The sequence below is a fragment of the Bradyrhizobium sp. CCGB12 genome, assembly GCF_024199845.1.
In the GTDB taxonomy this organism is placed as follows: Bacteria; Pseudomonadota; Alphaproteobacteria; order Rhizobiales; family Xanthobacteraceae; genus Bradyrhizobium.
The window spans coordinates 2,355,893-2,382,001 of record NZ_JANADO010000001.1; the positions used below are offsets into that span (position 1 = coordinate 2,355,893).

Annotated in this window: 20 protein-coding genes and 1 pseudogene; 12 read left to right on the top strand and 9 right to left on the bottom strand. The window is 62.8% G+C overall.

Features of this window, described 5'->3' with window-relative positions:
* Window positions 1–25 precede the first annotated feature (25 nt).
* The 5 genes from NLM27_RS11375 (at window position 26) to NLM27_RS11395 (ending at window position 4,198) form a co-directional block, all read left to right on the top strand.
* Window positions 26–949 carry an ABC transporter permease gene (locus tag NLM27_RS11375; protein WP_254148798.1) on the top strand — a complete coding sequence of 308 codons (924 nt, stop codon included), beginning with the start codon at window positions 26–28 and terminating at the stop codon, window positions 947–949.
* On the top strand, window positions 946–1,767 hold the full coding sequence (locus NLM27_RS11380; protein ID WP_254143381.1) for an ABC transporter permease: 822 nt from the start codon (window positions 946–948) through the stop codon (window positions 1,765–1,767). The genes NLM27_RS11375 and NLM27_RS11380 overlap by 4 nt, the downstream gene beginning before the upstream one ends.
* Window positions 1,764–2,744, top strand: a complete 981-nt coding sequence (locus tag NLM27_RS11385) for an ABC transporter ATP-binding protein (protein ID WP_254143382.1) — start codon at window positions 1,764–1,766, stop codon at window positions 2,742–2,744. Before NLM27_RS11380 ends, NLM27_RS11385 begins: the two co-directional genes overlap by 4 nt.
* Entirely contained in the window at window positions 2,737–3,774 is a 1,038-nt protein-coding gene (locus NLM27_RS11390; RefSeq protein WP_254143383.1) for an ABC transporter ATP-binding protein, read from the top strand. The genes NLM27_RS11385 and NLM27_RS11390 overlap by 8 nt, the downstream gene beginning before the upstream one ends.
* Before the next feature lie 205 nt (window positions 3,775–3,979).
* Entirely contained in the window at window positions 3,980–4,198 is a 219-nt protein-coding gene (locus NLM27_RS11395) for a hypothetical protein (RefSeq protein ID WP_254143384.1), read from the top strand.
* Between the two features lie 136 nt (window positions 4,199–4,334).
* On the opposite strand, the gene NLM27_RS11400 is transcribed toward NLM27_RS11395, so the two are convergent.
* From NLM27_RS11400 to NLM27_RS11420, 5 genes and pseudogenes are all read right to left on the bottom strand, one after another.
* Window positions 4,335–7,721: an adenylate/guanylate cyclase domain-containing protein gene (locus NLM27_RS11400; RefSeq protein WP_254143385.1), complete on the bottom strand. Its 3,387-nt coding sequence runs from the start codon at window positions 7,719–7,721 to the stop codon at window positions 4,335–4,337.
* An 82-nt stretch (window positions 7,722–7,803) separates the two neighbouring features.
* A pseudogene (locus NLM27_RS11405) lies at window positions 7,804–8,040 on the bottom strand (IS110 family transposase); the annotation flags it as partial.
* Between the two features lie 122 nt (window positions 8,041–8,162).
* Window positions 8,163–11,519 carry an adenylate/guanylate cyclase domain-containing protein gene (locus NLM27_RS11410; protein ID WP_254143386.1) on the bottom strand — a complete coding sequence of 1,119 codons (3,357 nt, stop codon included), beginning with the start codon at window positions 11,517–11,519 and terminating at the stop codon, window positions 8,163–8,165.
* Between the two features lie 256 nt (window positions 11,520–11,775).
* The gene (locus tag NLM27_RS11415) at window positions 11,776–13,374 is read right to left on the bottom strand and encodes an arylsulfatase (protein WP_254143387.1); all 1,599 of its coding nucleotides are present in this window, start codon (window positions 13,372–13,374) and stop codon (window positions 11,776–11,778) included.
* Window positions 13,375–13,811: 437 nt separating this feature from the next.
* Window positions 13,812–14,435 (bottom strand): LysR family transcriptional regulator, encoded by a 624-nt coding sequence (locus tag NLM27_RS11420; protein ID WP_254148799.1) that lies wholly within the window; start codon window positions 14,433–14,435, stop codon window positions 13,812–13,814.
* A gap of 129 nt (window positions 14,436–14,564) precedes the next feature.
* On the opposite strand from NLM27_RS11420, the gene NLM27_RS11425 reads away from it, so the two are divergent.
* Genes NLM27_RS11425 through NLM27_RS11435 form a run of 3 tightly spaced genes read left to right on the top strand, consistent with a single transcriptional unit; the run spans window position 14,565 to window position 16,575 of the window.
* A complete protein-coding gene (locus NLM27_RS11425; RefSeq protein ID WP_254143388.1) occupies window positions 14,565–15,434 on the top strand; it encodes a VOC family protein in 870 nt (289 codons plus the stop codon).
* A 1-nt stretch (window position 15,435) separates the two neighbouring features.
* Window positions 15,436–15,822 (top strand): RidA family protein, encoded by a 387-nt coding sequence (locus NLM27_RS11430; protein WP_254143389.1) that lies wholly within the window; start codon window positions 15,436–15,438, stop codon window positions 15,820–15,822.
* A 48-nt stretch (window positions 15,823–15,870) separates the two neighbouring features.
* Window positions 15,871–16,575, top strand: a complete 705-nt coding sequence (locus NLM27_RS11435; RefSeq protein ID WP_254143390.1) for an L-2-amino-thiazoline-4-carboxylic acid hydrolase — start codon at window positions 15,871–15,873, stop codon at window positions 16,573–16,575.
* Between the two features lie 326 nt (window positions 16,576–16,901).
* Here NLM27_RS11435 and NLM27_RS11440 read toward each other — a convergent pair whose 3' ends face one another.
* The 4 genes from NLM27_RS11440 to NLM27_RS11455 all read right to left on the bottom strand — a co-directional run bounded on the left by NLM27_RS11440 (window position 16,902) and on the right by NLM27_RS11455 (window position 21,020).
* Window positions 16,902–17,930 (bottom strand): ABC transporter permease, encoded by a 1,029-nt coding sequence (locus NLM27_RS11440; protein WP_254143391.1) that lies wholly within the window; start codon window positions 17,928–17,930, stop codon window positions 16,902–16,904.
* Window positions 17,931–17,942: 12 nt separating this feature from the next.
* Window positions 17,943–19,445, bottom strand: coding sequence for a sugar ABC transporter ATP-binding protein (locus tag NLM27_RS11445; RefSeq protein ID WP_254143392.1), 1,503 nt, complete (start codon window positions 19,443–19,445; stop codon window positions 17,943–17,945).
* A 6-nt stretch (window positions 19,446–19,451) separates the two neighbouring features.
* Window positions 19,452–20,474, bottom strand: a complete 1,023-nt coding sequence (locus NLM27_RS11450) for a sugar ABC transporter substrate-binding protein (RefSeq protein WP_254143393.1) — start codon at window positions 20,472–20,474, stop codon at window positions 19,452–19,454.
* Window positions 20,475–20,615: 141 nt separating this feature from the next.
* Window positions 20,616–21,020, bottom strand: coding sequence for a globin (locus NLM27_RS11455; protein ID WP_254143394.1), 405 nt, complete (start codon window positions 21,018–21,020; stop codon window positions 20,616–20,618).
* 480 nt (window positions 21,021–21,500) lie between these two features.
* Between NLM27_RS11455 and NLM27_RS11460 the strand changes: the two genes are divergently transcribed.
* The 4 genes from NLM27_RS11460 (at window position 21,501) to NLM27_RS11475 (ending at window position 26,101) form a co-directional block, all read left to right on the top strand.
* Window positions 21,501–21,875 (top strand): DUF2946 domain-containing protein, encoded by a 375-nt coding sequence (locus tag NLM27_RS11460; protein WP_254143395.1) that lies wholly within the window; start codon window positions 21,501–21,503, stop codon window positions 21,873–21,875.
* Window positions 21,876–21,969: 94 nt separating this feature from the next.
* Window positions 21,970–24,369, top strand: a complete 2,400-nt coding sequence (locus tag NLM27_RS11465) for a TonB-dependent receptor (RefSeq protein ID WP_254143396.1) — start codon at window positions 21,970–21,972, stop codon at window positions 24,367–24,369.
* Between the two features lie 26 nt (window positions 24,370–24,395).
* The gene (locus tag NLM27_RS11470; RefSeq protein WP_254143397.1) at window positions 24,396–25,607 is read left to right on the top strand and encodes a sialidase family protein; all 1,212 of its coding nucleotides are present in this window, start codon (window positions 24,396–24,398) and stop codon (window positions 25,605–25,607) included.
* Complete coding sequence (locus NLM27_RS11475; protein WP_254148800.1) at window positions 25,604–26,101, top strand: TlpA disulfide reductase family protein; 498 nt, start codon at window positions 25,604–25,606, stop codon at window positions 26,099–26,101. Before NLM27_RS11470 ends, NLM27_RS11475 begins: the two co-directional genes overlap by 4 nt.
* Window positions 26,102–26,109: the final 8 nt, after the last annotated feature.

A 26,109-nucleotide genomic window follows, 5' to 3' on the forward strand; every position in this document is an offset into this window, starting at 1 on the left:
ATGGAGGGAGAGAGGAAAAGTGCCGATGCTCTCCTTCCTGATCCGTCGTCTCCTGCAGACCATTCCGACCGTGCTCGCTGTCGTACTACTGGTCTTCGTGCTGTTCAGCGTCGTTCCCGGCAGTATCGTTACCAGCATGAGCGACGACAGCGATCCTCAGGTCGAGCTGCGCATGAAGAAGCAGCTCGGCCTCGACGACCCCGTCTACATCCGTTTCGGGTCTTATATTGCGAAGCTCGCGACCGGTGATTTCGGGACGTCGTTCCGGACGCGCGAGCCTGTTACGACCATGATCGCCAAACGGGCATGGCCGACACTGCAACTGATATTCACGGCCATGGCGTTCGCCATCGTGATCGGTGTTCCCTTGGGCTTCATCGCTGCGCTGCAACCCGGAGGCATCGTCGATACGCTCGCAATGGTCGTGGCGGTGTCGGGACTTTCCATTGCCAAATTCTGGCTCGGACTGGTGTTGATGTATCTGTTCGCGTTGAAGCTCGGCTGGTTGCCGAGTTTCGGCTATGGCGATGGAGGACTGAAATATCTCCTTCTGCCTGCGGTGACACTCGGCGTCTCGCCGATGGCGCTATTTGCCCGGACGACGCGCGCCGCCGTCCTAGAAATCATGACCGCTGATTTCGTCCGCACTGCGCGCTCCAAGGGCATGAGCGAGGTCAGGGTCGTGAAGTGGCATGTGATGCGCAACGCGCTCGTCATCATTCTCACCACCGTCGGCCTGCAGTTCGGCGGGTTGATGGGGCAGGCGGTCGTCGTCGAGAAACTGTTCTCCTGGCCGGGCATCGGTTCGCTGCTGGTCGACAGCGTCCTACAGCGCGACCTTCCGGCCGTGCAGGGCTCCATCCTCGTGGTGGTGCTGGCCTTTCTCGCGATCAATCTGCTGATCGACGTGCTCTACGGCGTGATCGATCCCAGGATCAGATACGCATGAAGCTCCGCGCCAATCTCGTCATCGGTGGCGCGCTGTTCGCGCTTGCGATCCTGGTCGGCCTGCTCGCGCCCTGGCTGGCACACACCGATCCTGTGCTTGATGCCAATCTCATGAATGCGGAGGAGCCTCCGAGCTGGACCTGGTGGTTCGGGACCGACGACCAGGGCCGCGACATCTATTCCCGCGTCGTCTACGGCGCGCGCGTCTCGCTGACGGTCGGCATCGTCTCGCAGCTCATCAACAGCGTCATCGGCGTGGGGCTGGGTCTGAGCGCCGGCTATTTTGGCGGCTGGTGGGACGATGTCGTCAACGCCCTGACCAATCTCATGCTGGCGATCCCGTCGCTGATCTTCGCGCTCGCCATCATGGCGGTGCTCGGCCCCGGCCTGACCAGCCTGCTGATCGCACTCGGCCTGACCAACTGGTCCTTCACGTGCCGTATCGCGCGGGCGTCGGCGCTGTCGCTTCGGAGCCAGGGCTATGTGCAGGCGGCGACCGTGCTCGGCTACGGCGATCTGCGCATCATGATCACGCAGTTGCTGCCGAACATGCTGGGACCGATCGTCGTCATCGGCACGCTGGGCATGGGCAGCGCGGTCCTCTCTGAAGCCGCATTGTCGTTCCTCGGCCTCGGCGTCCGCCCGCCGTTTCCAAGCTGGGGCAGCATGTTGTCGGACGCCCGCGACCAGATCACGACGGCGCCGTGGCTCTCGGTGTTTCCTGGCCTCGCCATCTTCCTGACGGTGCTCGGCCTCAACCTGCTCGGCGACGGTCTGCGCGACATTCTCGATCCACAATCACGGAGCCGCCGCGCATGACCGGCTCGCCGCTGATCGAAGTCGAGGATCTGCGCATCGATCTCGACGACGGATCGAGGTACGTTGCGGCGGCCGAGGGCATTTCGTTCCGCATCGATCGCGGCGAGACGTTCGGTCTCGTGGGCGAATCCGGTTGCGGCAAGAGCATCACGGCGCTTGCCCTGATCGGCCTGTTGCGGCCGCCGCTGTCGATCGGCGGCGGTGTCATCCGGTTCGAGGGGCGGGAGATCCAGCACCTTTCGGCGGCCAAACAGCGGGACCTGCGCGGCAACCGCATCGCCATGATCTTCCAGGAGCCGATGACGGCGCTCAATCCGGTCTCCCCCGTTGGGCGGCAGATCGCTGAGATGTTCGTGCTGCGCAAGGGCAAAAGCTGGCGGGAGGCCAACAGGCTGGCGGTGGAGGCGCTCGCCAGCGTCCGTGTTCCCGCACCCGAGCGACGCGTGAAGGACTACCCGCACCAGCTGTCCGGCGGCATGCGTCAGCGCGTGATGATCGCCATTGCGCTGGCATGCGGTCCCGATCTCCTGATCGCCGACGAGCCGACCACCGCGCTCGACGTCACCGTGCAGGCGGAAATCATCGAGCTGATGCGCAATCTATGCGCCGAGCGAGGAACGGCGATCCTGATGATCAGCCACGATCTCGGCCTCGTCGCCAATGTCTGCCGCCGCGTTGCCGTCATGTATGCCGGACGTATCGTCGAGGAGCGTGGCTCGGCCGATATCTTCCGGACGCCGTCGCACCCCTATACGCAAGGCCTGGTCGCCTCGCTGCCGCGGCTCGGCAGTCGCGCAGCGCTTGGACGTAGCAGGCTGAAGGAGATCGCGGGCGTCGTCCCGGCCATCACTGGTTTCCCGGATGGCTGCAGGTTCAATCCGCGTTGCACCCAGGCGACCGATATTTGCCGGACAGTCGCGCCGGAAACGGATTTGCTGGAGGCGGGCGGTCTGGTCAGGTGCCACCACCATGCATGAACCGCAGGGGAGAGTGGACGAGGATCTCATCCTCAGCGTTAGGGATCTCGCGGTTCATTTTCCGCTGGGCGGTGGCCTGCTTGGCCGCGGCCGGCGGCTGCTCCGCGCCGTCGACGGTGTCGATCTCAAGCTGAAGCGGGGCGAATGCCTTGGCCTTGTCGGCGAGTCCGGCTCTGGCAAGTCGACCGTCGCCTTGTCGATCCTTGGTCTCTTGACGCCGACGCGCGGCCGCATCGTGCTGGACGGGCAGGTCGTGACATCAAGGCAATCCGGCGATCGCAAGTCGCTGGCCCGCACCGTGCAGATCGTGTTCCAGGATCCCTACGCCTCGCTCAATCCGCGCCAGACCGTTCGCCGCACGCTCGAGGATCCCCTGCGTGTGCATGGCGTGACCACGAAAAGCGAAATCGAGGACCGCGTCGCGACGATGCTGCGGCATGTCGGCCTGCGGCCCGAACAGGCTGACCGCTATCCGCATGAATTCTCCGGCGGCCAGCGCCAGCGCATCGGCATTGCCCGCGCGCTGATCCTCAATCCCAAAATCGTCATCTGCGACGAGCCGGTCTCGGCGCTCGACGTCTCGATCCGTGCGCAGATCATCAATCTGCTCTTGGAATTGAAGGAAACGCTCGGTCTCTCCTACATCATGATCAGCCACGACCTCGGCGTGGTCGAGCACATGAGCGACAAGGTCGCCGTCATGTATCTCGGCCGCATCGTGGAGAATGGCGACTGGCGCGAGATTTTTGAACGGCCGGCCCACCCCTATACGCAGGCTCTGATATCAGCCATCCCCGACCCGCTGCGCCACACACCGCTGGCGACGACAGGGGGCGACCTGCCCAATCCGCTCAATCCGCCGAACGGATGCGCGTTCAGCCCGCGCTGTCGTTATGCTGAGGCGGTGTGCCGCCGTGAACCGGGGCCGTCGCTGGAGACACGTCCCGACGGACATGCGGTGAGGTGCTGGCGGGCTGACGAGATTGTTGGTCAGACGCAATTGGCTTCGCCCGCGGGCGGGCATCCTTAGGGATGGAAGGCGCGTCGGTCGTGGTCAAAAGCGTCGCTCCAGTGGCCCGCTAGTTACTTCCAGTCTGCCCTGGCAGGCGGACGATTTTGGGCCCGCCCATGGGCAATCGCGTGGGGTTGCTTTTTGGGGCGGTCAAATCGCGTATCGCCCTATTTTCATGTGTGCTACCTGATTGAATAGCAAATTGTAGCAGGAAAGGCAGATCATGACTGACGATCAGGTCAATCTCGTCGTTCAGCACCTTTGCGAGCAATTGCACTTGGCGCTCCGATTGAAGGGCAGCGAAGCACATCCACCAAACGCCAAAGAAATTGGATTCGATCCGGTCTCTGTAAGAACAGTATTGCTGACCGGCTTGCGTTCGGCGGATGTCACGATCCACCACGAGGCAGTCGGGGCGAGCGAAGAGCCGCCGTGGTCGTAAACACAAAACGCGGGGCAGAAGCCCCGCGCCGATGTCTCAGTTGGTCAACAGCCGACAAATCCACTACAGCGTCCATAGGTCCGTTAAGGGGCCATAACCTGACTTTCCATGTGGCCCCCCGCGACCACAAGCACCTTCATTGCGCCAGCTCGTCGAGTAAGGACTTGGCCTGCTTCAAATCCAACGTGTCGAAGCCCTCGGTGAACCAGCCGTAGATAGGCGCAAGGAGATCGCGGGATTCTCTGCGCTTGCCACGGTCGCGCCAGATCCGGGCCAAGCTGGTGGCAGCGCGCAGCTCCAGGCATTTGGCGCTCTGGCAACCCGCCACGTCTAGCGCACGCTGAAACCACCCTTCTGCTTCGGTCCCGTCGCCGCTCCGCCTGGCAAGCGTCAGCTCCCCAGTTAATCGGCAGATTTCCGCCTCCCATCGCCGCTCGCCGGTTTCCTCGACAACGCGCGCAGCCTCGACCAGCGCGGTTAATCCTTGCTCGATTTCTCCGGCCCACGCCGATGCTTCAGCCAGCGACGCGAGATAATAGGGCCGACGGATGCGCACGCCCGTCGGCTCGACGGCCGCGAGACCGCCGCGAACCTCCGCGATCCCTTCCACCGCCTGCCCGCGTGCCGCGATCGCCCACCCCCGCAAGATGCTCCCAGCCGCCGCCAGATGCGGTGCGATGCCATGCTCGGCGCAAACCGCGATTGCGGTCTCCGCATGCTCCTGAGCCGGCTCCGCTTCCCGCCGATGCTGGTAGATCATTGCCGCGAACACCAGGGCGAGAACAACGCTGAAGGGGTGCGACAGCCCCCGCGCCATCCTCACCGCCTCGCGCGCCGTGGCAAGCGCCTGCTCGGGGAAGCCAAGCGGCCACAGCGTGAGGGCCGCGGTGTATCGATTGCAGACGGCTGCGTCGTGGCCGCCATACAGGAACGTATGGCCACGGTGCGCGTCCGGCCGATACAGCGCCCATCCGGCTTCGAGATGCGTCCGACACGCGGTCAGTTCCGGGAGATGAAGGAGTGTCGTCCATGCGGCATGATGCGCCTGCAGGAGCAACGCCGGATCGGCGCTCTGCCGAGCGACCGCGAACAGCCCGTCCAATAGGCCGCGAGCCGCCTTGAACTCGCAGCGCTGCTGGTAAACAAGCCACAGCCCCCAGTTCACGGCATAGAGCTGCGCTACATCGCCTGCTTGCTGACACAGATCGCGTGCGTGCAGATAGGCTTGCTCCACCTCCGGCGCCGAATAGCTCTTGGTGGCGATCAGCACCGGCGCAAGCACGAGCTGAAGGGCGAGTTCTTGGCGGGCACGCTCCGCCGGATCGGCGACCCGCCTGACGAGTGCCAGCCCCTTGTAGAGATGGGCAAGGCACTCGGCATGCGCCGAGCGCTCAGCTGCGCGCTGGCCGGCCGCCTGCCAGTAGGCAACGGCGTTTTCCGCAAGGTCAGCTTCGGTGAAGTGGTGCGCGAGCACCTCTGGCTGGGTTGCCGCGATGTCCGGAAACGTCTCTTCGAGCGCCCGGGCAATGCGCGCGTGCAGCGCGTGCCGCCTATTGCGCAGCAATGTGCCATAGGCGGTGTCCTGAACGAGGGCGTGCTTGAACAAATAGGTCGCGTGCGGCGGGATGCCGTTTCGGAACAGCAACCCGGCTTGCATCAGGCGGTTGAGCGCCGAGACCAGTTCCGGCTCTGACTGCCGCAGCACGGCGGCTAATAGCACATGAGAGAACTCACGACCTATCACCGCTCCGATTTGTGCTACCTCCTTGGCCGGGCCAAGCCGGTCGAGCCGCGCCATCAGAGAAGCATACAGGCTCGCGGGGACCGCCAGCGCTGGAGAGGGAATCGCGGCCGCAGTCTGCATCGCTCCGCGCTCGCCCCCAGCCTCCAGCACCGCCTTCGTCATCTCCTCGACGAACAACGGGATGCCGTCGGTGCGCTCGACAATGTCCTTTCTGACCTTCGCCGGCAGCAGCTTATTGCCGACGACGCACTCGATGACGGTCCCGACCTCGCGATGTCCCAGCCGATTGAGGGCAAGCGTTGTCACATGCGGTTGTCCGACCCAGGGCGCGTCGAACTCAGGCCGAAACGTCACGATCAAGAGTACGCGAAGGCTCGCGATCCGGTTCACCGAGCGACCGAACACTTCCAGGCTCGTGGGATCGCCCCAGTGCGCATCCTCGACGATCATGAGCACGGGGCTGGACCGCGCCAGGGCTTCCAATTGGACGCCGAGTGCCGCCAGCGTTTTCTGCCGGCGCTGTTCGGGAATAAACTCCAGAGCGGGATAGCGTCCGTCGTTAGGAAGCGACAACATCTCGGCCAACAGCGCCGCGTCCTGCCGGGACGTCGAAGTCTGCGCCAGGAGCGCATCGAGCTTGTCGAGCTTGGCTTGCGGTATGTCGCCGTGCACAAGTCCGGCAGCCCGTTCGAACTGCCCGATGATCGGATAAAGAACGCTGTCGATGTGTTGGGGCGAGCAGAAATAACGAAGCCGTGTGTGGGGTTCGGTCGTCAGGCGCTCCATGAGTGCAGTGGAGAGCCTGGATTTGCCGATCCCGGCCTCACCGGACAGCAGCACCACCTGGCCTTCGCCGGCCTTGGCTTTTGCCCAGCGCCGTAACAGGAGTTCAAGCTCTTCTTCGCGGCCGACGAGTGCGGTCAGGCCGCCGGGATGCATTGCGTCGAAACGGCTCTCGACAGAACTGGCCCGCAGCACCGCGAAAGCTCGCACTGGACCTGTGATCCCCTTAAGCTCCGTTGGCCCGAGGTTCTGCAGCTCGAAGAGATTGCCCAGCAGTTTGCGCGTGGCCTCGGCAATGACGACCGTGTTCGGCTCGGCGATGCTTTGCAGACGGGCCGCAAGGTTCGGCGTCTCGCCGACAATCCCGCGCTCCTGCGCTTCGCCGGAGCCGACGAGATCTCCGACGACCACCAGCCCGGTCGCAACCCCAACCCGCATCTGCAGGGGCTCGCGAGCTGGGAGGGCAGCAACCGCGTCGATCAGGGCGAGGCCGGCACGAACAGCTCGCTCGGCGTCATCCTCATGGGCCTGAGGATAACCGAAATAGACCAGAACGCCGTCGCCCATGTATTTTGCCACGAACCCGCCGAAGCTGCGGACGGTCTCGGCAACACACTTCTGATAGGCCGTGATGACCTCGCGCAAATCCTCTGGGTCCATTCGGACCGAGAGCGCCGTCGAGCCGACGAGATCCGAGAACATTACGGTCACTTGGCGGCGCTCGGCGGTGTCCTCTTCGTGGATTGCCAGAGAAACGTCGAATACTGGCGTGGCTGCGCTCTTTTCCGCGCGCAGAGCCGCAATCGCATCTAGGAGCATGCGGCGGTGCCCAACCATGGCGACGCCCAAGTCTTTCAAGTCCTCCGCCGTCAGATTGGGCAGGACCTTCCCACTGATCTCATTTTCGCGGAATGCCGCCTCATATTGTTCGAGGCCAAGCCTCCGCAGCCAAACTCCGACGTCCATGATGGCGCCCCGGTTCGCCTTGCGCTGCATGATCCCGCAGTCGAGACAGCCTGTCTAGAGCGCACTTGGAGGACCGGTTTGGGTCACAAGCCGACGGATCGGAGGACGTCGCATAGGCCGGAGGCATCAACCGCACGGTATGCCCCAACGCCTGAAGTTCGCGGGACCAATAATGGGATGACGCGCAAGCCTCGATCCCCACCAAGCACGGCGACAACCTCTCAAAGAAGGATAGCATGAAACGGCGCTTGAGCTGGCGGCGGATCACCACCTGACCGGCTGCATCGACGCCATGCACTTGAAAGACCGACTTCGCGAGATACCGACCAATCGTCGAAATTGACTGCATAGGCTGCTCCTCTGAATCGTGGGAGCCTCAAACGGCGCCCGCTCCTTGGCACTCTCGTGCCCGTGGAGGAGCCGTCCACAGCATCAGAAGCCGACCTCCGTCTATCGTCGCGACAAGCGACCTCATAACGCAAGCGCGTCAAGCAAGGCTTTGGCTTCTTTGAGATCGGCAGTATCGAAACCTTCCGTGAACGAGCCGTACATCGGCGCGAGGAGATCTGCCGCCTCAGTGCGGTCGCCACGTGCAGCCCAAAGGCGAGCGAGGTCGGTGACGGCGCGCAATTCGAACGAGCGCGCCCCCTGCGCCTGCGCTATCTCCAGCGCTCGCTCGTAACAGACCTCGGCTTCAACGGTGCCGCTTGCAGCCAGCAGCAGATTGCCTTGCACGCGATGAATCTCGGGTTCGACGAAGCGTTCATCGGTCTCTTCGGCCAATGCGGCGGCGTCGCGCACCGCGGCAAGGCCTTCGCTGTGCCGTCCGCATGCCGCGAGCGCCTGCGCCAGCAGGACCAGGTAATAAGTGGTTTGGAAGCGGGCGCCGGTCGCACGATAAGCGGCCAACCCCTCCCGGATCTCGTTCAGACATTCACCGCGCGGATCGCGCATCACCTGCGCGGAGCCCCGCATGACTCTTCCGGCCGCCACGACCATGGCGAGGCCACGCTGTTGTGCCGAAGCGATTGCTGCCGTGGCCAGAGCCTCGACCATCGGCCATTCGCGGCGGTAGGCATGCAGAACGCTGCCCCAGTAGGAAACGCGAGAGAGGCTATAGCTGTGCTTGACACGTTCGGCCGCTGCCAGAGCTTCGTCACCCATCCGCAACGCCTGGTCCGCATGACCGAGCAGCCAGAAGCACCAGGCACTATAGGCGTAGCCCGGTGCCGTGACCTCAATGCCGTAGTCGTAGGCGATGCGTGAAGCCTCCGCGTCGTCGATATTGCGACAGCAATCGAGAGCCGCAGCAAAGTTGCGTCGGGCACGCGCCGCTTCCCCGATATGCAGCAGGCTGATTCCCTGACAGACGTTTCCAGCAAGCAGGGCTCCACGGCTTGATGTCCGCTGCGCCTGAGTGAGCACCTCCGCTGCGGCGATCATTGCGTCGGCATGGCGTCCGCCCGCAAGCTCGAACAGCCAAACGCCAAGCAACACTGGGGAGACGTTTACGCTGTCGTTGAGCGCAGCGCACAGTTCTCGCGCGCGGCTGAACGCCGCCCTTGCTTCGGGAGAGGCATAGCCTCTCGCAGCGAAGCTGGCCTGGCCAAGCAGCCGACAAAGCGCCAGCTCTTGTTTCGCTCGGTCGGTCGTGTCGGCGAGTTGGACCACCTGGGCGAGACCGGTCGACAGGTGTCCCATCGCCTCCTGGTTGGCCGATCGCCGGATCGCGTTCTCACCGGCCCGTTGCCAGCAATTGCTCGCCGGACCCGGCATTCCGGCCTCGCTGTAGTGATGCGCGACGAGTTCCGGACTCGCCTCGCAGATCTGCACGAATTGGTCCACGAGGGCCTGGGCGATTCGGGCATGAAGGGTACGTCTCGCATCGCGCAGGAGCGTGCTATAGGCAGCATCCTGGACGAGAGCATGTTTGAACAGATAGCTCGCGTGGGGTGGCACGCCCTGTCTGAAAAGCAATCCTGCCGCAATGAGACGGTCGAGCGCCGATCCAAGCTCTACCTCGGACCAGCGCGTCACGGAAGCGAGAACGGCATGCGAGAACACGCGCCCGATCGTCGCTCCGATCTGTGCCAGCTCCTTGGCCGAGCCGAGCCGGTCGAGCCGCGCCATGAGCGAAGCATGTAAGCTTGGGGGGACCGCCAGCGCCGGAGATGGAACCGCCGCGAGCGTGCGCTCGGCGGCGTCCTCGCTCTCCGCCTCCAGCACCGCCTTGGTGATCTCCTCGACAAACAGCGGGATACCGTCGGAGCGCTCGATGATATCCTGTCGAATGGTTGCCGATAGCAGGTGATTGCCGACGACGCGGTCGATCATAGTGTCGACATCGCGCGTGGTGAGCCGATTGATGGTCAGCGCCGAGACGTGCGGCCGCCCGAGCCAGGGCGGATCGAACTCCAGCCGGAACGTCACGATCAAAAGCACCCGAAGATGCTGGATCCGCTCTACGATCAGACTGAGCAGCTCGAGGCTAGTGGGGTCAATCCAATGCAGATCCTCGAAGATCATCAGCGCCGGGCGTGCGCGTGCGATTGCCTCCAGTTGAGAGACGAGCGCTTCCAAGGTTCTCTGTCTTCGTTGTTGCGGCGTCAGATCGAGCGCGGGGTAGCGGCCATCATTGGGGAGCGACAGCATTTCGGCAAAGAGCCCGGTGTCCTCAATCGAGGTCGAGGTCTGCTTCAGCAGTGCATCGAGCTTGTCGAGCCTTGCTTGCGGCGTGTCGTCGTGCGCCAAGCCCGCGGCTCGTTCCATATGGCCGACGATCGGATGAAGCGCGCTGTCCGTGCTCTGCGGAGAGCAGAAATAGCGCATGCGGGTGTGCGGCTCGGCGGCGAGATGTTGCAGCAGCGCGGCCGTAAGCCGCGATTTCCCGATTCCGGCTTCGCCGGAAACCAAAACCACTTGCCCCTCGCATGCTTCTGCCCTGGACCAGCGGCGAAGCAGCAACTCAAACTCCTCTTCGCGCCCGACAAGGTCGGTTAGACCGGTCGCGTGCAGCGCCTCGAACCGGCTGGCCACCGAACTCGCTCGCAGTACCGCCCAGGGCCGTGTGGGTCCGGAGATACCCTTGAGATCCCACTGTCCGAGGTCCTGGAGCTCGAAGAGCATCCCGAGCAGTCTGCGCGTGCTCTCGGCAACGACGACCGTGTTCGGCTCAGCGATCCCCTGCAGCCGCGCCGCGAGGTTGGGCGTCTCGCCGACGATGCCACGCTCCTGTGCCTCCCCCGACCCGATCAGGTCGCCGACAACGACAAGCCCGGTCGCAATGCCAACACGTGTTTGCAAAGAGGCACGCATCTTGAGCCCAGTCACAGCACCGATCAGTTCCAGTCCCGCCCGCACCGCGCGTTCAGCGTCGTCCTCATGGGCCTGTGGATAACCAAAATACACGAGCACACCGTCTCCCATATATTTCGCCACGAACCCATCGAATCGGAGCACGGTTTCGGCGACGCATTTCTGATAGGCGGAAATGAGTTCTCGCAGATCCTCTGGGTCCATGCGGGCAGCGAGCTCCGTCGAGCCGACCAGGTCAGAAAACATCACCGTGACCTGGCGACGCTCGGCAGCATCCTTCGGGGACCTGTCGGTTATCGTAGCCGCGCGGGGTACCGCTTTCGCGCTCGCGTCAATGTGCAGGGCGGCGATGGCATCGAGCAGCTTACGGCGGTGCCCGACAAGACCAACACCCAAATCCTTCAAGTCCTCAGCCGTCAAGCTCGGCAGGATCGTATCGTCGATCTCGTTCTCGCGGAATGCCGCCTCGTACTGTTCGAGGCCGAGGCTTCGTAGCCAACCTCCGAGGTCCATGATGGCGTCCTAACTCGCCCCGCGCACATGCTACGCCAAACGATAAGCCCAGAACACTCTTCTCGAACGATCGTCGTGGGTCGAACTCGTAAGTCTGAGTGCGCAACTGGAGGCCCGCTTGGGGGTCATCAACCGACATCGGGCACTGTAGGTTAGCCTGGGTTGGTCGCGAGGAAGGAAACGCCTTCCAATAAAGGAGGCCGCCAACTGAGGCGGCCCCTTCGGTTCTTGTCCCTATCGGACCGCAGCAAGTAAACTAATGTTTGGATTCTTTCAGCTTCTCCATGACTTCGTCCAGATTGAAGCTGGCGGCCTTCTGCCGCTGCGGATACTCCCGGAAGGATGCCAGGAACTGGCCCACGTAATCCTGCGCTGGCACGAGCAGGAAGACGTGATCGAATATCCAATCGTAATAGGTGTTAGAGGTGACGTCCGCCCGCTCATAGGGATCGGTACGGAGATTGAAGATCTTTGGCAGGCGCAGGCCGGTGAAGGGATTGGCCCAGAGCAACAGCTGTCCGCTGGCCCGTTGCTCCATGAACACGAACTTCCAGTTGTCATACCGCAATGCGACTACTTGCTGGTCATCGTTGACATAGAGGAACGACTCCCGCGGACTCTTTGCGGTCTGCCCGGTCAGATACGGGACGAGATTGTATCCATCGAGATTCACCTTGTAGGTCATGTCACCAATTTTGTATCCGGCGCGCAGCTTTTCGGTCACCTGCGGGTCACCGGCAACCCCCAGAATGGTCGGAAGCATGTCGTGGTGCGCGGTCATTTCATTCGACACCTGACCAGCCTTGATCTTGCCGGGCCATCGAAGGATCGCCGGCACCCGGTAGGCTCCTTCCCAATTGGTATTCTTTTCGCTGCGGAAGGGCGTCATCCCGGCGTCCGGCCAGGTGTTCATGTGCGGACCGTTGTCGGTCGAATACATGACGAAGGTGTCTTGGGCGATGCCGAGGTCGTCCAGGGCCTTGAGCACCGTTCCCACGTTCTTGTCGTGATCGATCATCGTATCATGGTAAGAACTCTGCCAGCGGCCGGCCTGGCCGACGCTCTCCGGCTTCGTGTGCGTGCGCAGGTGCATGTGGGTGAAGTTTACCCAGACGAAGAACGGCTTGTTCGCGCCCTTCTGCCTCTTGATGAAATCCACGGCTCGATCCGCTGTGTCGTCGTCGATGGTCTCCATCCGCTTCTTGGTCAACGGGCCGGTGTCTTTGCACACCTGCTTGCCGACCTTGCCGAAGCGCGGATCAACCGTCGCATCGTCCCTGTCGGAAGCCTTACAATCCAAAACGCCCCGCGGCCCATATTTAGCCTTGAAGGCGGGGTCCTTGGGGTAGTCGGGCAGTTCCGGCTCTTCTTCCGCATTCAAGTGGTAGAGATTGCCGTAGAATTCATCGAAGCCATGGGCCGTGGGCAGGAATTCGTTGCGGTCACCAAGATGGTTCTTGCCGAATTGGCCTGTGGCGTAGCCCATTGGCTTGAGCAACTCGGCTACGGTGGGATCTTCTTTCTGCAGTCCAAGAGTGGCGCCAGGCAGCCCGACCTTGGTCATTCCCGTCCGCAAACCGGATTGACCCGTGAGGAACGAGGCGCGCCCGGCGGTGCAACTCTGCTCCGCATAATAGTCCGTGAACATCACGCCCTCGCTTGCGAGACGGTCGATATTGGGCGTTTGATAGCCCATCATCCCCCGCGAGTAGGCGCTGACGTTCGACTGTCCGATGTCATCGCCCCAGATGACAACGATGTTGGGTCTTTGCTGCTGTTGTGCGATTACGGGTGCAGAGGTTATGGCTGCAACAGATATGGTCGTCAGCAAGAACATTGCCTTGGTGATCTTCATGATGAAAGCCTCGCTGTTACAACGGCAGGAGTGGTGACGTATCGACCCACAGCTCGGTCATGCCGAGTTCAAAATGCGATAAACCGCTTCGGTTATTCCGACGCCCGAGGCGTAGAGAAACGGAGCGGAACGCTTCCGGGTTGATTTAGATCAAGGGATGTCCGTTCCGGGTCATGAACGACAAAGCTCGAACTGAGCACAATAGGTCTGCTTTCCGGCAAATTGCTACCAATCCGCTCGGTAGCAAGCTGAGTTGATCCTGACCGCCGAGCTGTCATTCAAGCTCCCGATCACGAGGCGAGTGCGGCTCGAACGACCGAGCTGGGCTTTAGCTTAGCGCTCGCCAGACACGCGATCGCCGCTTGATGATGTTCTGATCCTGGTTTGCCCGACGTGTCCAACGTCGTCGCGGCGAGGCTAGATATTGCCGATCGAGCCTATGGTCTGATCCCGACCAGACGAGGGCGGCGGTTTGCGAGCGGGTTCTCGGCCGGCAGGGCGCGCAGCCATCCGCGGAAGCTGACAATCTCGGGGCAATCCGCGGTGCCTTCGGGTGCAACCAGCCAATCGCCCAAACCCGCACTGTCATCGATCCGGTCGCAGCGATAGCCGGGGTGGCGACCAAGGCCGCGGGCGATCAGCAGGTCGACCTTGCCCTCGATCAGCTCGTGCAAGCCGGCAGGCTGCAGCACCCGCAAACCGATGTCTGGATGCGCGCCGCGAAACTCCGCCAATGCGAGGCGGCGCAGGTCGAAGCTGCCATGGACGCCCAATTGCAGCAGCACCGCTCCTGCCGGCTTCAATTGCGAGGTCGCATCCGCAATGTGGCGAAAGCCTTCGGATATTCCGGGCAGATAAGCCTGACCGGCTGCAGTGAGGATGAGCTGCTTGTGCAGCCGCTCAAACAGCTGCACGCCAAGGCGTGCCTCCAGCGCCTTCACCTGCTGTCCCACGGCGGCGGGCGTCACGTGTAGCTCGTGCGCTGCGAGCTTGAAGCTGAGATGCCGGGCGGCGGCCTCGAAGGCGCGGAGCGCGTTGAGCGGGGGAAGGGCGTAGGTCATTGCACCGCAGTTTGACACCGATGGTCCCCGGCCTTGCAATAGATTTTCTTGCGCTGAACCGCAGGAATGATGCTTTGCGCCGCCGCGGTGCGGCCGGCTAGGGTGGATGAACCGCAATCCGGAGAGATCATGCCCCGCCACCTCGATCATCTCGTCATTTGTGTCCGCGATCTGACGCAGGCTGCGCTGGATTGGCAAAAGCTTGGCTTCACCCTCACGCCGACCGGCGTGCATCCGTTCGGAACCAGCAATCGTCTGGCGATGTTCTCCAACAATTTTCTGGAGTTGCTGGCCGTCACCGATGCGGCAGCCGTGCCGCCTGCCGCTCCGGGCCGCTTCAGCTTCGCCGCCCACAACCAGGACTTTGTCGCCAGGGGTGAAGGAATGTCGATGCTGGCCCTGCACAGCGCCGACGCCCACGCCGATGCGGCCCATTTCAGCGCCAATCATATGGGGGCTTACGCGCCTTTCGATTTTGGCCGCGCCGCGACGCTTCCGGACGGACGCGTGGCGCGCGTCGAATTTTCACTGGCCTTCGCCACCGACCCCGCCATGCCCGGCATCGCTTTCTTCACCTGCCAGCAGCGTCACCCGCCGGAATTGTTCTGGAAGCCCGACTATCAGCATCACCCCAATGGAGCCTTGCGCGTGATCGAAGTGGTGATGTCGGCACCGGAGCCGGCGAGGCATCGCCAATTCCTCGAGCATCTCATGGAAGGCACAGCCGAGCTTGCGCCCGGGCGGCTGACAGTCGGCACGACCGGCGATCGGGTGACTGTGCACGGCCCCGCGGAACTGTCACGGCGGTTGCCGGAGCTCGCCGGCGATGCCTCACCGCGCTTCTGCGCTGCGCGGCTTGTTGTCGCCGATCTCGGTCAAGCGCAGAGGACACTGAGGGCCAGCAGCGTCGATTTCGAAATGCGCGGCAATGTGTTGCTGGTACCACCTGCGGCGTCGCATGGCCTGGCGCTGGAATTCGTCGAACAGGAGACAATCTGACATGGCTCAAATCGTCGCTCATAATCCTTCATCGGTCCGTGCTCCCGCCGGCGGCTACAGCATGGGACTTGAACTCAGTCAGCATCGCCGTCTGCTGTTCATCAGCGGTCAGGTGCCCGAAAAAGCCGACGGCAGCTTGCCCGAAGGTTTCGAAGCGCAATGCGAGCAAGCCTGGCGCAATGTCATCGAGGTGCTCGCTGCTGCCGGCCTCGGCGTCTCGCATCTGGTCAAGGTCACCACGTTCCTGACCGACCTCAGTCAGGTCGTGCCCAATCGCGCCGTTCGCCGCAAGATGCTCGCAGGACACGAGCCCGCACTCACCGTCATGATCGCCGAGACCGTCGACAGCAAATGGTTGCTGGAGATCGAGGCGATCGCCGCGGAATGAGGCGCGCGCTCGGCGAGCTTGCGATGGGCCAACTGTTTCGGGTGTCCGATGACTGAGATCATCCATCCCTTTTACGAGACGCATCGCGGCGCAATGGAAGCCGCCATGCGCCATCGGCTCGACCTTGCCGAAGCGATGCTGTCCGAGCGCGCGCATCTGTCCAATATCGATGCGATCAGGCAGGAGGTGATGGACGAATTCGAGCTCGTGCTCACCCAGATGCCCTATGTCGGAGGTGGCGCAAGTCGAATGAGCGATTTCTTCATGCGTCTCATCGGCTTTATGGCCATCAGCCGCGTGCTCCGGCGACATGGCGTGCCGCTGCCCGTGATCGGCGAGGTCGAGCGGGAAACCTACAAGGCACAACTGCTTACGGTGCCGGAAGCGGAACGTCTCGCCGCGGGGCGTCAATTCATGTCATCAGAGAACCGGGCTTTGCTGCGCGAGCAGGCCGCGAAGAGCGTTACAGAAAGCCATCAGAAGGAGTTTCCGGAAGATTTCGTCTACGATTTCGTCGAGCCGGGTCCGCAAGACAGCTTCGAATTCGGTATCAACTACAAGGCCTGCGGCTTCTGCAAGTTCGCGGCGCGCCATGGCGACAAGGAAATCCTGCCGAACATTTGCGGGCTTGATTTCGACGCCTATGCAACCCGCGGCATCCGCCTGGAGCGGACGCAAACACTGGCGGGCGGCGCGAGCCACTGTGATTTCAGATTTTCGCGGCTGCCGTCGGACGGGAAGGCCGAGAGTTAAGCGGCGTCCTCAGGCTCCACATGCACGTGGTCTAGCTCTCCTGCCGCCACGTCGTCATTGCGAGCGCAGCGAAGCAATCCAGACTGCCACGGCGGAAGGATTCCTGGATTGCTTCGCTGCGCTCGCAATGACGGGAGGTGGCAGCAGCATTTCGCTGTTCGCCTCGATGCAGGTGCCATGGTGCCATCATGCCCCTGTTTTGCCCGACGCGTCAAATCTTTTTCGCTAAATCCGCAATTCGGCAATACCGCCGCCAAGCCATTGATTCCACTCGCTCCGGCTACTGTGCATGGGGTTGTTTTTGCACTTTTTGTTTTGAGGGGAGGCTACTCCGCCGCCTTTTCCCTCAGCCGCTGCGCATAGACGTTGATGACCAGCGCCGCCAGCAGGATCAGGCCGCGGATCAGGATCTTCAGGAAACTGTCGATGTTGACGTGGTCGAGCCCGTTATTGAGAACACCGAGAACGAAAAGCCCGACGATGGTGTTGCCGATGCCGCCGCGGCCGCCGAACAGGCTGGTGCCGCCGACCACGACGGCGGCGATGGAGTCGAGCAGGTAGGTGTCGAACTCGTTCTGTTGCGCGCTGCCGAAATGGGCGACGCCGAGCATGCCGCCGATGCCGGAGCACACCGCCGAGATCACCATGACGGCGCCGAGGATCAGCTTGACGTTGAGGCCGGAATATTCGGCCGCTTCGCGATTGCCCCCGACCATGTAGACGTAGCGGCCGAAGCGCGTGTAGGTCAGCACCAGATGACCGCCCAGCAGCATGATGGCAGCGACGATGACGATCCAGGGGATGCCGCCGATCGAGCCCGAGCCGAGCGTCGTGATCAGGCTCGGCACCTTGTAGGCGATCTGGCCGCGCACCAGCAGCGCGGAGATGCCGGCGGCGATCTGCATCATCGCCAAGGTCATGATGAAGGAGGGGATGCCGATCACGGTCAGCCCCAGCGCATTGACGAGGCCGAGCAGCGCGCAGAGCAGGATCGATAGGATGATGGCGACCGCGCCGGGCAGCGGCACGTTCGCGATGTTGACGTAGGATTCCTGCAGCGTGAAGTAGGCGACTGCAATGCCCGTGACGTTGGCGATGCTGGCGATCGACAGGTCGATCTCCGCGCACAGGATCACGAAGGTGAGACCCACCGCGATGATGCCGGTGACGGACACTTGCGTGAGGATGTTGCCGAGATTGTCGAGCGTTGCGAAGGAGGGGCTGGCGAAGGCGAAGAAGCCGGACAGGAAGATCAGCGTCAGGAATGGCGCGATGTTTCGCATCTGCGAGCGCAGGAAGGGCGCGAGCCCCCGCGCTCGCGTGCCCGCCGCTGGAACCGTGTCACTGCTCGCCATGGTGCTTCTCCGTCACGCTGCTTCCAGCAGGCGGTCCTTGCTGACCGGCTCGTTCTTGAATTCCCGCACCAATGCGCCGCGCTTGAGCACGAGGATGCGGTCGGCCAGCGACAGGACCGTTTCCGGCTCGGTCGACAGCACGATGATGGCGAGCCCCTTGGCGCGGAGGTCGCGGACGATGTTGATGACGTCGTTCTTGGCGCCGACATCCATGCCGCGGGTCGGCTCGCAAAGCACCAAAAGCTTGGGCGGATAGGTCAACCACTTCGCCAGCGCGACCTTCTGCTGGTTGCCGCCGGAGAGCATGCCAAGGTCGAGACCGACCGTCGGCGGCCTGATCTGCAACTGCTCGACCTGGCGCTTGGCGATATCGCGCTCCTGCGCCGGCTTGAGCAGCAGCGCCGAGATGCGATCCAAGATGCTGATCGAGATGTTCTTGTAGACCGGCTCCTGGTGAAACAGCATGTCGCGCCGGCTCTCGGGCACCAGCGCCACGCCGGCACGCCGTGCCGCCGCCGTGCTGGCAAAGGTCTTTGGCGAGCCCTCGACCACGAGGGTGCCGCTGTCCGGTTTCAGCTTGCCGAACAGGATGCGCGACAGCTCCTGCTGGCCGCAGCCCATGAAGCCGTAGATGCCGAGGACCTCGCCGGCGCGGGCCTCGAACGAGATGTCCTGAAGGCTGCGGGCGAGGGATAGCTGGTCGACCTTTAGGATCACCGAGCTGTCGCTCGGGCGTGGCAACATCAGGTCGTCGGTGTAGCTGTGCTCGAGCGCTTCGCCGCCGCGGCCGATCATGGCCTCGATCAGCGCGCCCTTGCTGGTCGCGGCGCTCGCCGTTTCCGCGACCTTCCGCCCGTTGCGGAATACGGTCACCGTGTCGGACACGCGCAGAATGTCCTCGATGAAATGCGAGATGAAGACGATTGCCGTGCCTTCCTCGCGTAATCGTCGAAGAGTGGAGAAAAGCCGCTCGACCTCGGGCGGGGAGAGGGCGGAGGTCGGCTCGTCCAGGATGACGATGCGCGCGCCCGAGAACAGCACACGGGCGATCTCGATCAGCTGCTGCAGCCCGATCGGGAGATCGCCGAGCCTGCTCATCGGGTCGACGTCGATGCCGAAGCGGGCGAGCTGCTCGCCGGCCTCGCGTGCCATGCGCCGCCATTGCACGAGGCCGAGCCGATTGGTCGGCTGGTTGCCCAGGAACACGTTCTCGGCGACGGTCAGGTCCGGCGCGACGCTGAGCTCCTGATGCACCATCGCAATGCCGGCCGCGTGCGCATCGCGCGCGGAGCGGAAATGCGTCTCCGCCCCGTCGATCAGAAAGCGGCCGGAGAATTCGGTGTGCACGCCGGCGATGATCTTCATCAGCGTGCTTTTTCCGGCGCCGTTCTCGCCGACGAGACCGTGGATCTCGCCGGGAAGCAGCGCGAAGTCGACACCACGAAGGGCTTCGACGCCGCCGAAGCTCTTCGTGATGCCTTGCAGTTCGAGGATGGGCGAAAGAACCTCAGGCATGGAGGACTAGATCAGGAAATGGTCCTCCATCCATTGCATGCCGGGGGCATTCGCCTTGGTCACGACCGGGCCGTCGGTGATGACGTGTTTGGGAATGCCCTGTCCGCTCTTCTCGCCGCCGACGACTGCGGAAACACCCGCGATAATAGCGCCGCCATGGATGCGGCAGGACGGATTGCGCACGGTCGCGAACATGCGGCCCTCGCTCACCGCCTGGATCGCCGGCGGCATGGCGTCGACGCCGCCGATCAGGATGTTGGTGCGGTTGCGCGCCTTCATGATGTTGGCGGCAGCGAGCGCCATGTCGTCATTGTGGAAGAACGCCGCGTCGATCTGCGGGTACTTCGTCAGATAGGTTTCCCAGAGGCGGGCGGTCTTCGAGACGTCCCAGTCGGCCGGCTGGGTGTCGAGCACCTCGATGCCAGGGAATTGCTTGACCACCGAGTTGAAGCCCTTGGCGCGTCCCTGCGCGCCGGTGTGGCCGAGCGCGCCCTGGGTCATGATGATCTTGCCCTTGCCGCCCATCGCGTTGCACAGCGCCTGGGTCACCGAGGCGCCCATGAACTCGTTGTCGGGAGCCAGGAAGGAATGGACGTTGATCTGGTCGAGCGGCGCAATCAGCGTGTCCATGTCGATCACGGGCGTGCCGGCGTCGATCATCTTCTGCACGGGCTGGGTGAGGGTGCCGATGCCGAAGGCCTGGATCGCGACGAAATCCCATTTCTGCGAGGCCATGTTGTCGATTGCCGCGCGCTGCTTCACGGCGTCGAGCTGACCATCGAACCAGGTCACCTCGACATTGAACAGCTTGCCCCAGAATTCTGCGGCCTGCTTGCCCTGCGCGCACCAGGTGGCCTGGAGGCCTGCATTGGAGAAGGCCGCTTTCAGGGGCTTCTCGGATCGTCCGACTTCGGCTGCAAGTGCTGGATTAATGCCCATGCTGCCGAGGATAGCAGTGGCGGCGCCGGCGGTCGCCGCCGCCTGAAGAAGATCGCGCCTTGTCGTCGTGAAATCTTTCGTTCCGGACATCGCTCGCTCCCGTGAAATTTTGTCGTCGGCGCGTCATTGATTGCGCTACCGATGTCCGAAAGTCTCTCACAAGAGTTGATGCTACTCAATCTGCAATCAATCGCGCGATCGCCGCAGCCCGCGTTGGTGCAGCGCAAAGGGTCAGGCCGGCTCACCGGCGAATGCGCCGATCTCGACGAGCAATGCGTCCCAGGCCAGCGCAATGCCGGGCGACCATTCATCGCCGAGCAGATCGCGGAGCGTATCCCTGACGATCGCAAAGAATGCGATGAAGAGCTCGCGCGAGGTACCATAGGCCTCGTGCGAGGCGGCCTCGCAGGCGATCAGCCGGAAATGCCCTCGACGCTCGTCGGCGAAATCGAGGACCGACTCGATGGCCAGCGCGAGCATCGAGCCCATCACGAGCTCGCGGCCCTGCGAACGGAACATCGTCCGCGTTTCCGGATGCTGTTCGAACAAGCGTTGATAGACCTGTGGTGTCAGATCGGCGCAGCGCGAGGCCGCCAGCTCAAAACTCTGTTCGATCGGATTGGGAGACGCCTTCATCGGCGCTTCGGCCCATGCAGGCAAAAAAAGAGCGGGGCCCTGGCCCCGCTCAAAAATTGTGTCGACCCTATTATCCCCGATTCTAAGATTTGCTCTTGATTGACGGGGCGACGCTGCGTTTTGCGCGCCAGGGGCTCCTCCCGAGACTTGGACCACCAGACTTCGACCTCGCGGCCAGCCTGAGCGAGAGGGATGCTAGATCAACTTTTCTCACTTGTCATCATTTTCGGCAACGATTGTTCAAAATTCGAGCAATAGACGAAATGTTCGGGCTCCTGCCCTTGTAAGTATATGACAAATATAAGAAATCTGTGGAAGCTGAGGCGTCTGACCTGCCTCAAATGTCAAGCCTCCATGCCCCGGTGAGGGTGCCCCGGCCGCAGTTTTCGAGAAATTTGCGCCGGGGCAAGAAGACGGCGGAACTGGCCTCGACTTGGAGCAGGCCGCGGTGTTTAGTGAGCAGGCGAACGAGTGGTTCGGATGCACGCGCGGCTGCAAAAATTCCTACCTGTTGTCCTGCTCGCCCTGGTGATGCAGGTGCTGGCGCCGATTGCCGCGTGCTTGGCGGCCGGCCAGGCCGTTGCCGATCCGCTGTCCGCCGGCGTCATCTGCCACAGCGGGGTTGAGCGGGGAGGCCTGAACGATCAGACCGGCAGCCCCACTGCGCACGCCGGTGCGTGCGCGCTGTGTTGCCTGGCGCAGGCGGGCGCGTCGCTCGATTCGCCGTCGCAGGTCGCACTCGCAGCTCCCGTCCGCCTCGCCGAGCGCGTGGTGTGGCGCGATGCGGATGCATCCACCGTCTCCGCCCGCAGAGACCCAGGCGCCCAGGCGCGCGCACCTCCACGCTTTTCCTGACGTAGCGACCAACCGAACCATCGGCGCGCGAATTGGCTGCGCCAGTGGCGTGCTCAATGGACCGGTCGACGTGCCGGATGTCAGGATTCAAGAGATGTTACGCATTCGTGCGATCGGTAGCGCGAGCGTGCCCGTGCTTTGCGGGCTGCTGTCCTCGATCGGCTCAGACGCGCGCGCGCAGGCTGCCCAGGAGGCGCTTCCCCCGGTGACAGTCGAGGCGCCGCAGCCCGCCCGTCCCAGGGCGGCAACCCGGCCATCGCGACCGCGCGCCGCTTCGGCGGGCCGCGCAGCAAGACCCGTTGCGCCCAACGCGAGTGCCGGCGCGCCGACCCAAAACAGGGCGGTGACAGCCAGCGCTGCGCGTGATGGTCTCAATCAGGCACCAACTGGCCAGACCGCGACGACCATCGATCGTAGCCAATTCGACAACCGCCCGGCGTTTTCGGTCAGCGACGTCCTGCGCGACAGTCCGGGCATTTCGGTCAAGCAGGGCAATGGCCCTCGCGATTTCGGCATCTCGATTCGCGGATCCAATGCCCGTAACGGCTTCGGCATCCGCAATCTCGTGATCTTCGAGGACGGCTTTCCGGTGACGCAGCCGGACGGCCTGTCGCGAAGCGACCTGATCGATCCTCATGCCTATGGTGCGATCGACGTGATCCGCGGCCCCTCGTCGGCGCTCTACGGCAACTACGCGACCGGCGGCGCGCTCAATTTCCGGACTCGGCCGGGCGGCACGATCGACGGCGTCGAATATGGCGTCGACGGTGGCAGCTACGGCTATCTCAACAATTACCTGGCAGCCGGCAAGAAGGTCGGGAATTTCGAGGGCTCGCTGTTCGCAAGCGACGTGCGGGGTGACGGCTATATCGGCAATAGCTGGTTCAACACGCAGACCGTCAACTTCCTTGGCACGCTCAGGGCGACGCCGGACGACCGCTTCACGGTCAAGATCATCAACAATGACCTCAGCACGCGGTTGCCGATCCGGCAGTCGCTGAACCAGTACGACCAAAATCCCTTCCAGCAGGGATGTGCGACCGGTGCCACGGCCGCGCCCGGATGCGGTACGGTCAGGCTGTTCAACAACGGCTTCAACGCAACTGCCGGAACCGACACGGAGACGGCCGTGCAGGCCGGGCTCGGCCGCAACGACCGCCGCACCATCGTCGGCGGCCGATGGGAGCACGATTTCGACAACACCACGACCTGGCGCAACCAGTTCGTGTTCGACGACAGGAACATCAACCAGCCGACCGGCCAGACCAGTGCGATCGGAGATTTTCCCTCGTACAATTTCATGAGCGACGTCACCAAACGCGGCGAGATTCTCGGCCTGGAGTCGACTGCGTTCTTCGGCGCCTTCTACAACACCCTGACGGCTTCAAGCGATACGTGGAATGTGATGCCGGGCGGGAATGCCACGCTCGGCAGGCTCTCGAGCAATCTCTATAGCGAAACGACCAACTATGGCGTCCGCGCACGGGAGGAGCTCAAGCTGACGACCTCGTTGACGGCAGTCGCGGGCGTTGGCTGGGAAACCACCGTGCTGAAGGGGATAAACACGGCCTATTCATATGCCGGCCCCACCGGCATCACCACGATAACGCCGACGGCCGCGGACCGGCAGTTCCAGAATACAGCACCGGAGCTGGCGCTGATCTACACGCTTAACAATGAATGGCTGTTCCGGGGTAGGGTCGCGACGGGATACGGCACCCCGCAGGTTTCGAATCTCTTTGTTCTTCCGACGGGCTTGTCGGGCAACAATACCCAGCTCCAGGCTCAGAAAAATCTGGGTTACGATCTCGGCTTTGATTGGACGCCGAATAACACGCTCAAGCTCAGCGCGACCGGCTTCTACGAGTTCTTCCGCAACGAGATCGTCAGTCAGGCTACACCGATCGCCGGTATATCCTACACGTTCAACGCACCGCGCTCCGAGCATCGCGGCATCGAGCTCGCGGCCGACTGGAAGTTCTATCCGGGCTGGCGATTCATGGCGGCCTACACCTATCTCGACGAGGTATATACCGAGTATGTCGAGAACATCACCAATGGCGCGGTGTTCAGCTTCAACCGGGCCGGCAACAAGATCCCCGGTATCTCGCCCAACGAGTTGACGGCCCGGATCGGCTACGACGAGTTCGCCGGGCCGCTGGCTGGCCTCGGAGGTTTCGTCGAGGTCCAGTGGAAGGACTCTTTCTACATGGACAATGCAAACTTGCTGAAGGCGCCCGGCTATGAGCTGATCAACGTGAACGTTCACTACAAGACCGATCTGGTGTCCGACACCTTCAGATCCTTGAATCTGTTTCTCGAAGTCAGAAACGTGTTCGACCGCACCTACATTGCGTCGGCCAACAACATCGCCAACTCGGTCACGGCGGCGGGCCTTCAAAATCCTGCGAGCGTGCTCGCAAACACGACGGGTTCGATCTATGCGGGCTCGCCGCGCACGTTCGTTGCGGGTATGAAGGTGGCGTTCAAATGATCCGGGCTCTCGAAGGGAGTAGGGCCATGATCCGAATTGGCTTGCTCGTGATCGTCGCTCTCACCTTCCTGCAAGGCGCGGCGCTCGCGCAGATGCATGGTCAGCATACGTCCGAGGCAGCTTGTGACGAGCCGGCGCTGCGCTGTGCAACCAAGGCGACGCCTGCATTCGGCCCGGACGGAACGCTGTGGCTGGTCTGGATGGCCGGTGGACAAGTTTCCGTCGCGAGTTCGCAGGACGCGGGGCGCAACTTCTCGACTCCGGTCCAGGTCACGACGAAGCGACTGAACCTCGACTGGGGGCCGGATGCGCGACCGAAGATCGTGGTCGATCGCAAGGGCGGCATCGCCGTCGCATTTTCGATCTTCAGGGATGAGGCTTTTAATGGTCAAGTGCTTTACACGCGTTCGGCCGATGGCGGAAAGAGCTTCGCGGAGCTGAAGCCCATCACCGCAAGCAACGAGAGCCAGCGTTTCGAAGCGCTGGCGCTCGATCAGGACGGAACCGTCTTTGCAGTGTGGCTCGACAAGCGCAATCGCGTTTTTGCGAAGGAAGCGGGGCAGAAGTACGAGGGAGCGGGGTTGTTCTTTGCCTCGTCCAGCGATGGCGGCACCACCTACGCGGAGACCCGATTGGCGCGCGAAGGCACCTGCGAATGTTGCCGATTGGGGCTGACATTCGCGGCGCCCGGGCGGCCGGCCGTGATCTTCAGAAACATCTTCGAAGGCGGCGTGCGTGATCATGCGGTGATGACCTTCACCGACATTTCGACGCCGGGTGAAATCCGCCGGGTGAGCAATGACGATTGGCAGATCAATGCCTGCCCGCACCACGGACCGAGCCTCACGGTGGCGCCGAACGGGACCTATCACGTCGCCTGGTACACGAACGGGAAGGCGCGGAAGGGATTGTTCTATGCGCACTCGCGCGACGAAGGTCGCACGTTCTCTGCGCCTATGCCGCTGGGGCAGCCGGGTCGCAATCCGACGCGACCCTACGTGCTCGCGGGCCCGGCGGGAACAGTGATGGTCTGGAAGGAGTTCGACGGTGAGAAGACCTCGGTCCAGATGACGATCTCGCATGACGATGGGGAGACATGGTCACCGCCGAGGACGATAGCGAGCACGACCGACACATCAGACCATCCCTTGCTCGTTTCCAATGGCCGGCAGGTCTACCTGTCATGGATGACGAAGGCGGATGGCTATCGTCTCACAGCAATCGAGGATCAACCATGAGATATCGATTTGCCGGCCTTATGGGTCTGGGTATCGTGATCGCATCGGCGGTTGCGCTTGGAGCGTCTCCCGCTCTGAAGCCATTCGAACGCGGCACCTGGCAAAGCGTGCTTAAAGGTCACGCCGGCCGTCCGACGCTCGTGCATTTCTGGGGCGTGACCTGCGGGCCCTGCAAGGTTGAACTGCCGGAGCTAGGGCAGTTTGCAAAGGACCATCCCGGGATCGATGTGGTCACGATCAGCGCCGACCTCGTCCCGAACCTGCCGGCGGCCACGCAATCGATGCTCGACAAGGCGGGGCTGTCGTCGACCGAGAATTTTATCTTCAGCGATGGCTTTGTCGAGCGCTTGAGGTTCGAGATCGATCCTGCCTGGCAGGGCGACATTCCCAGGACAATGCTCATCTCGCGGGACGGGACCATCACGACGATCGAAGGCTCCGCCGAGATGGCCGACCTCGAAAAATGGTCGGGCCAACAGCTCGGCGCACACTGAAAATCTAT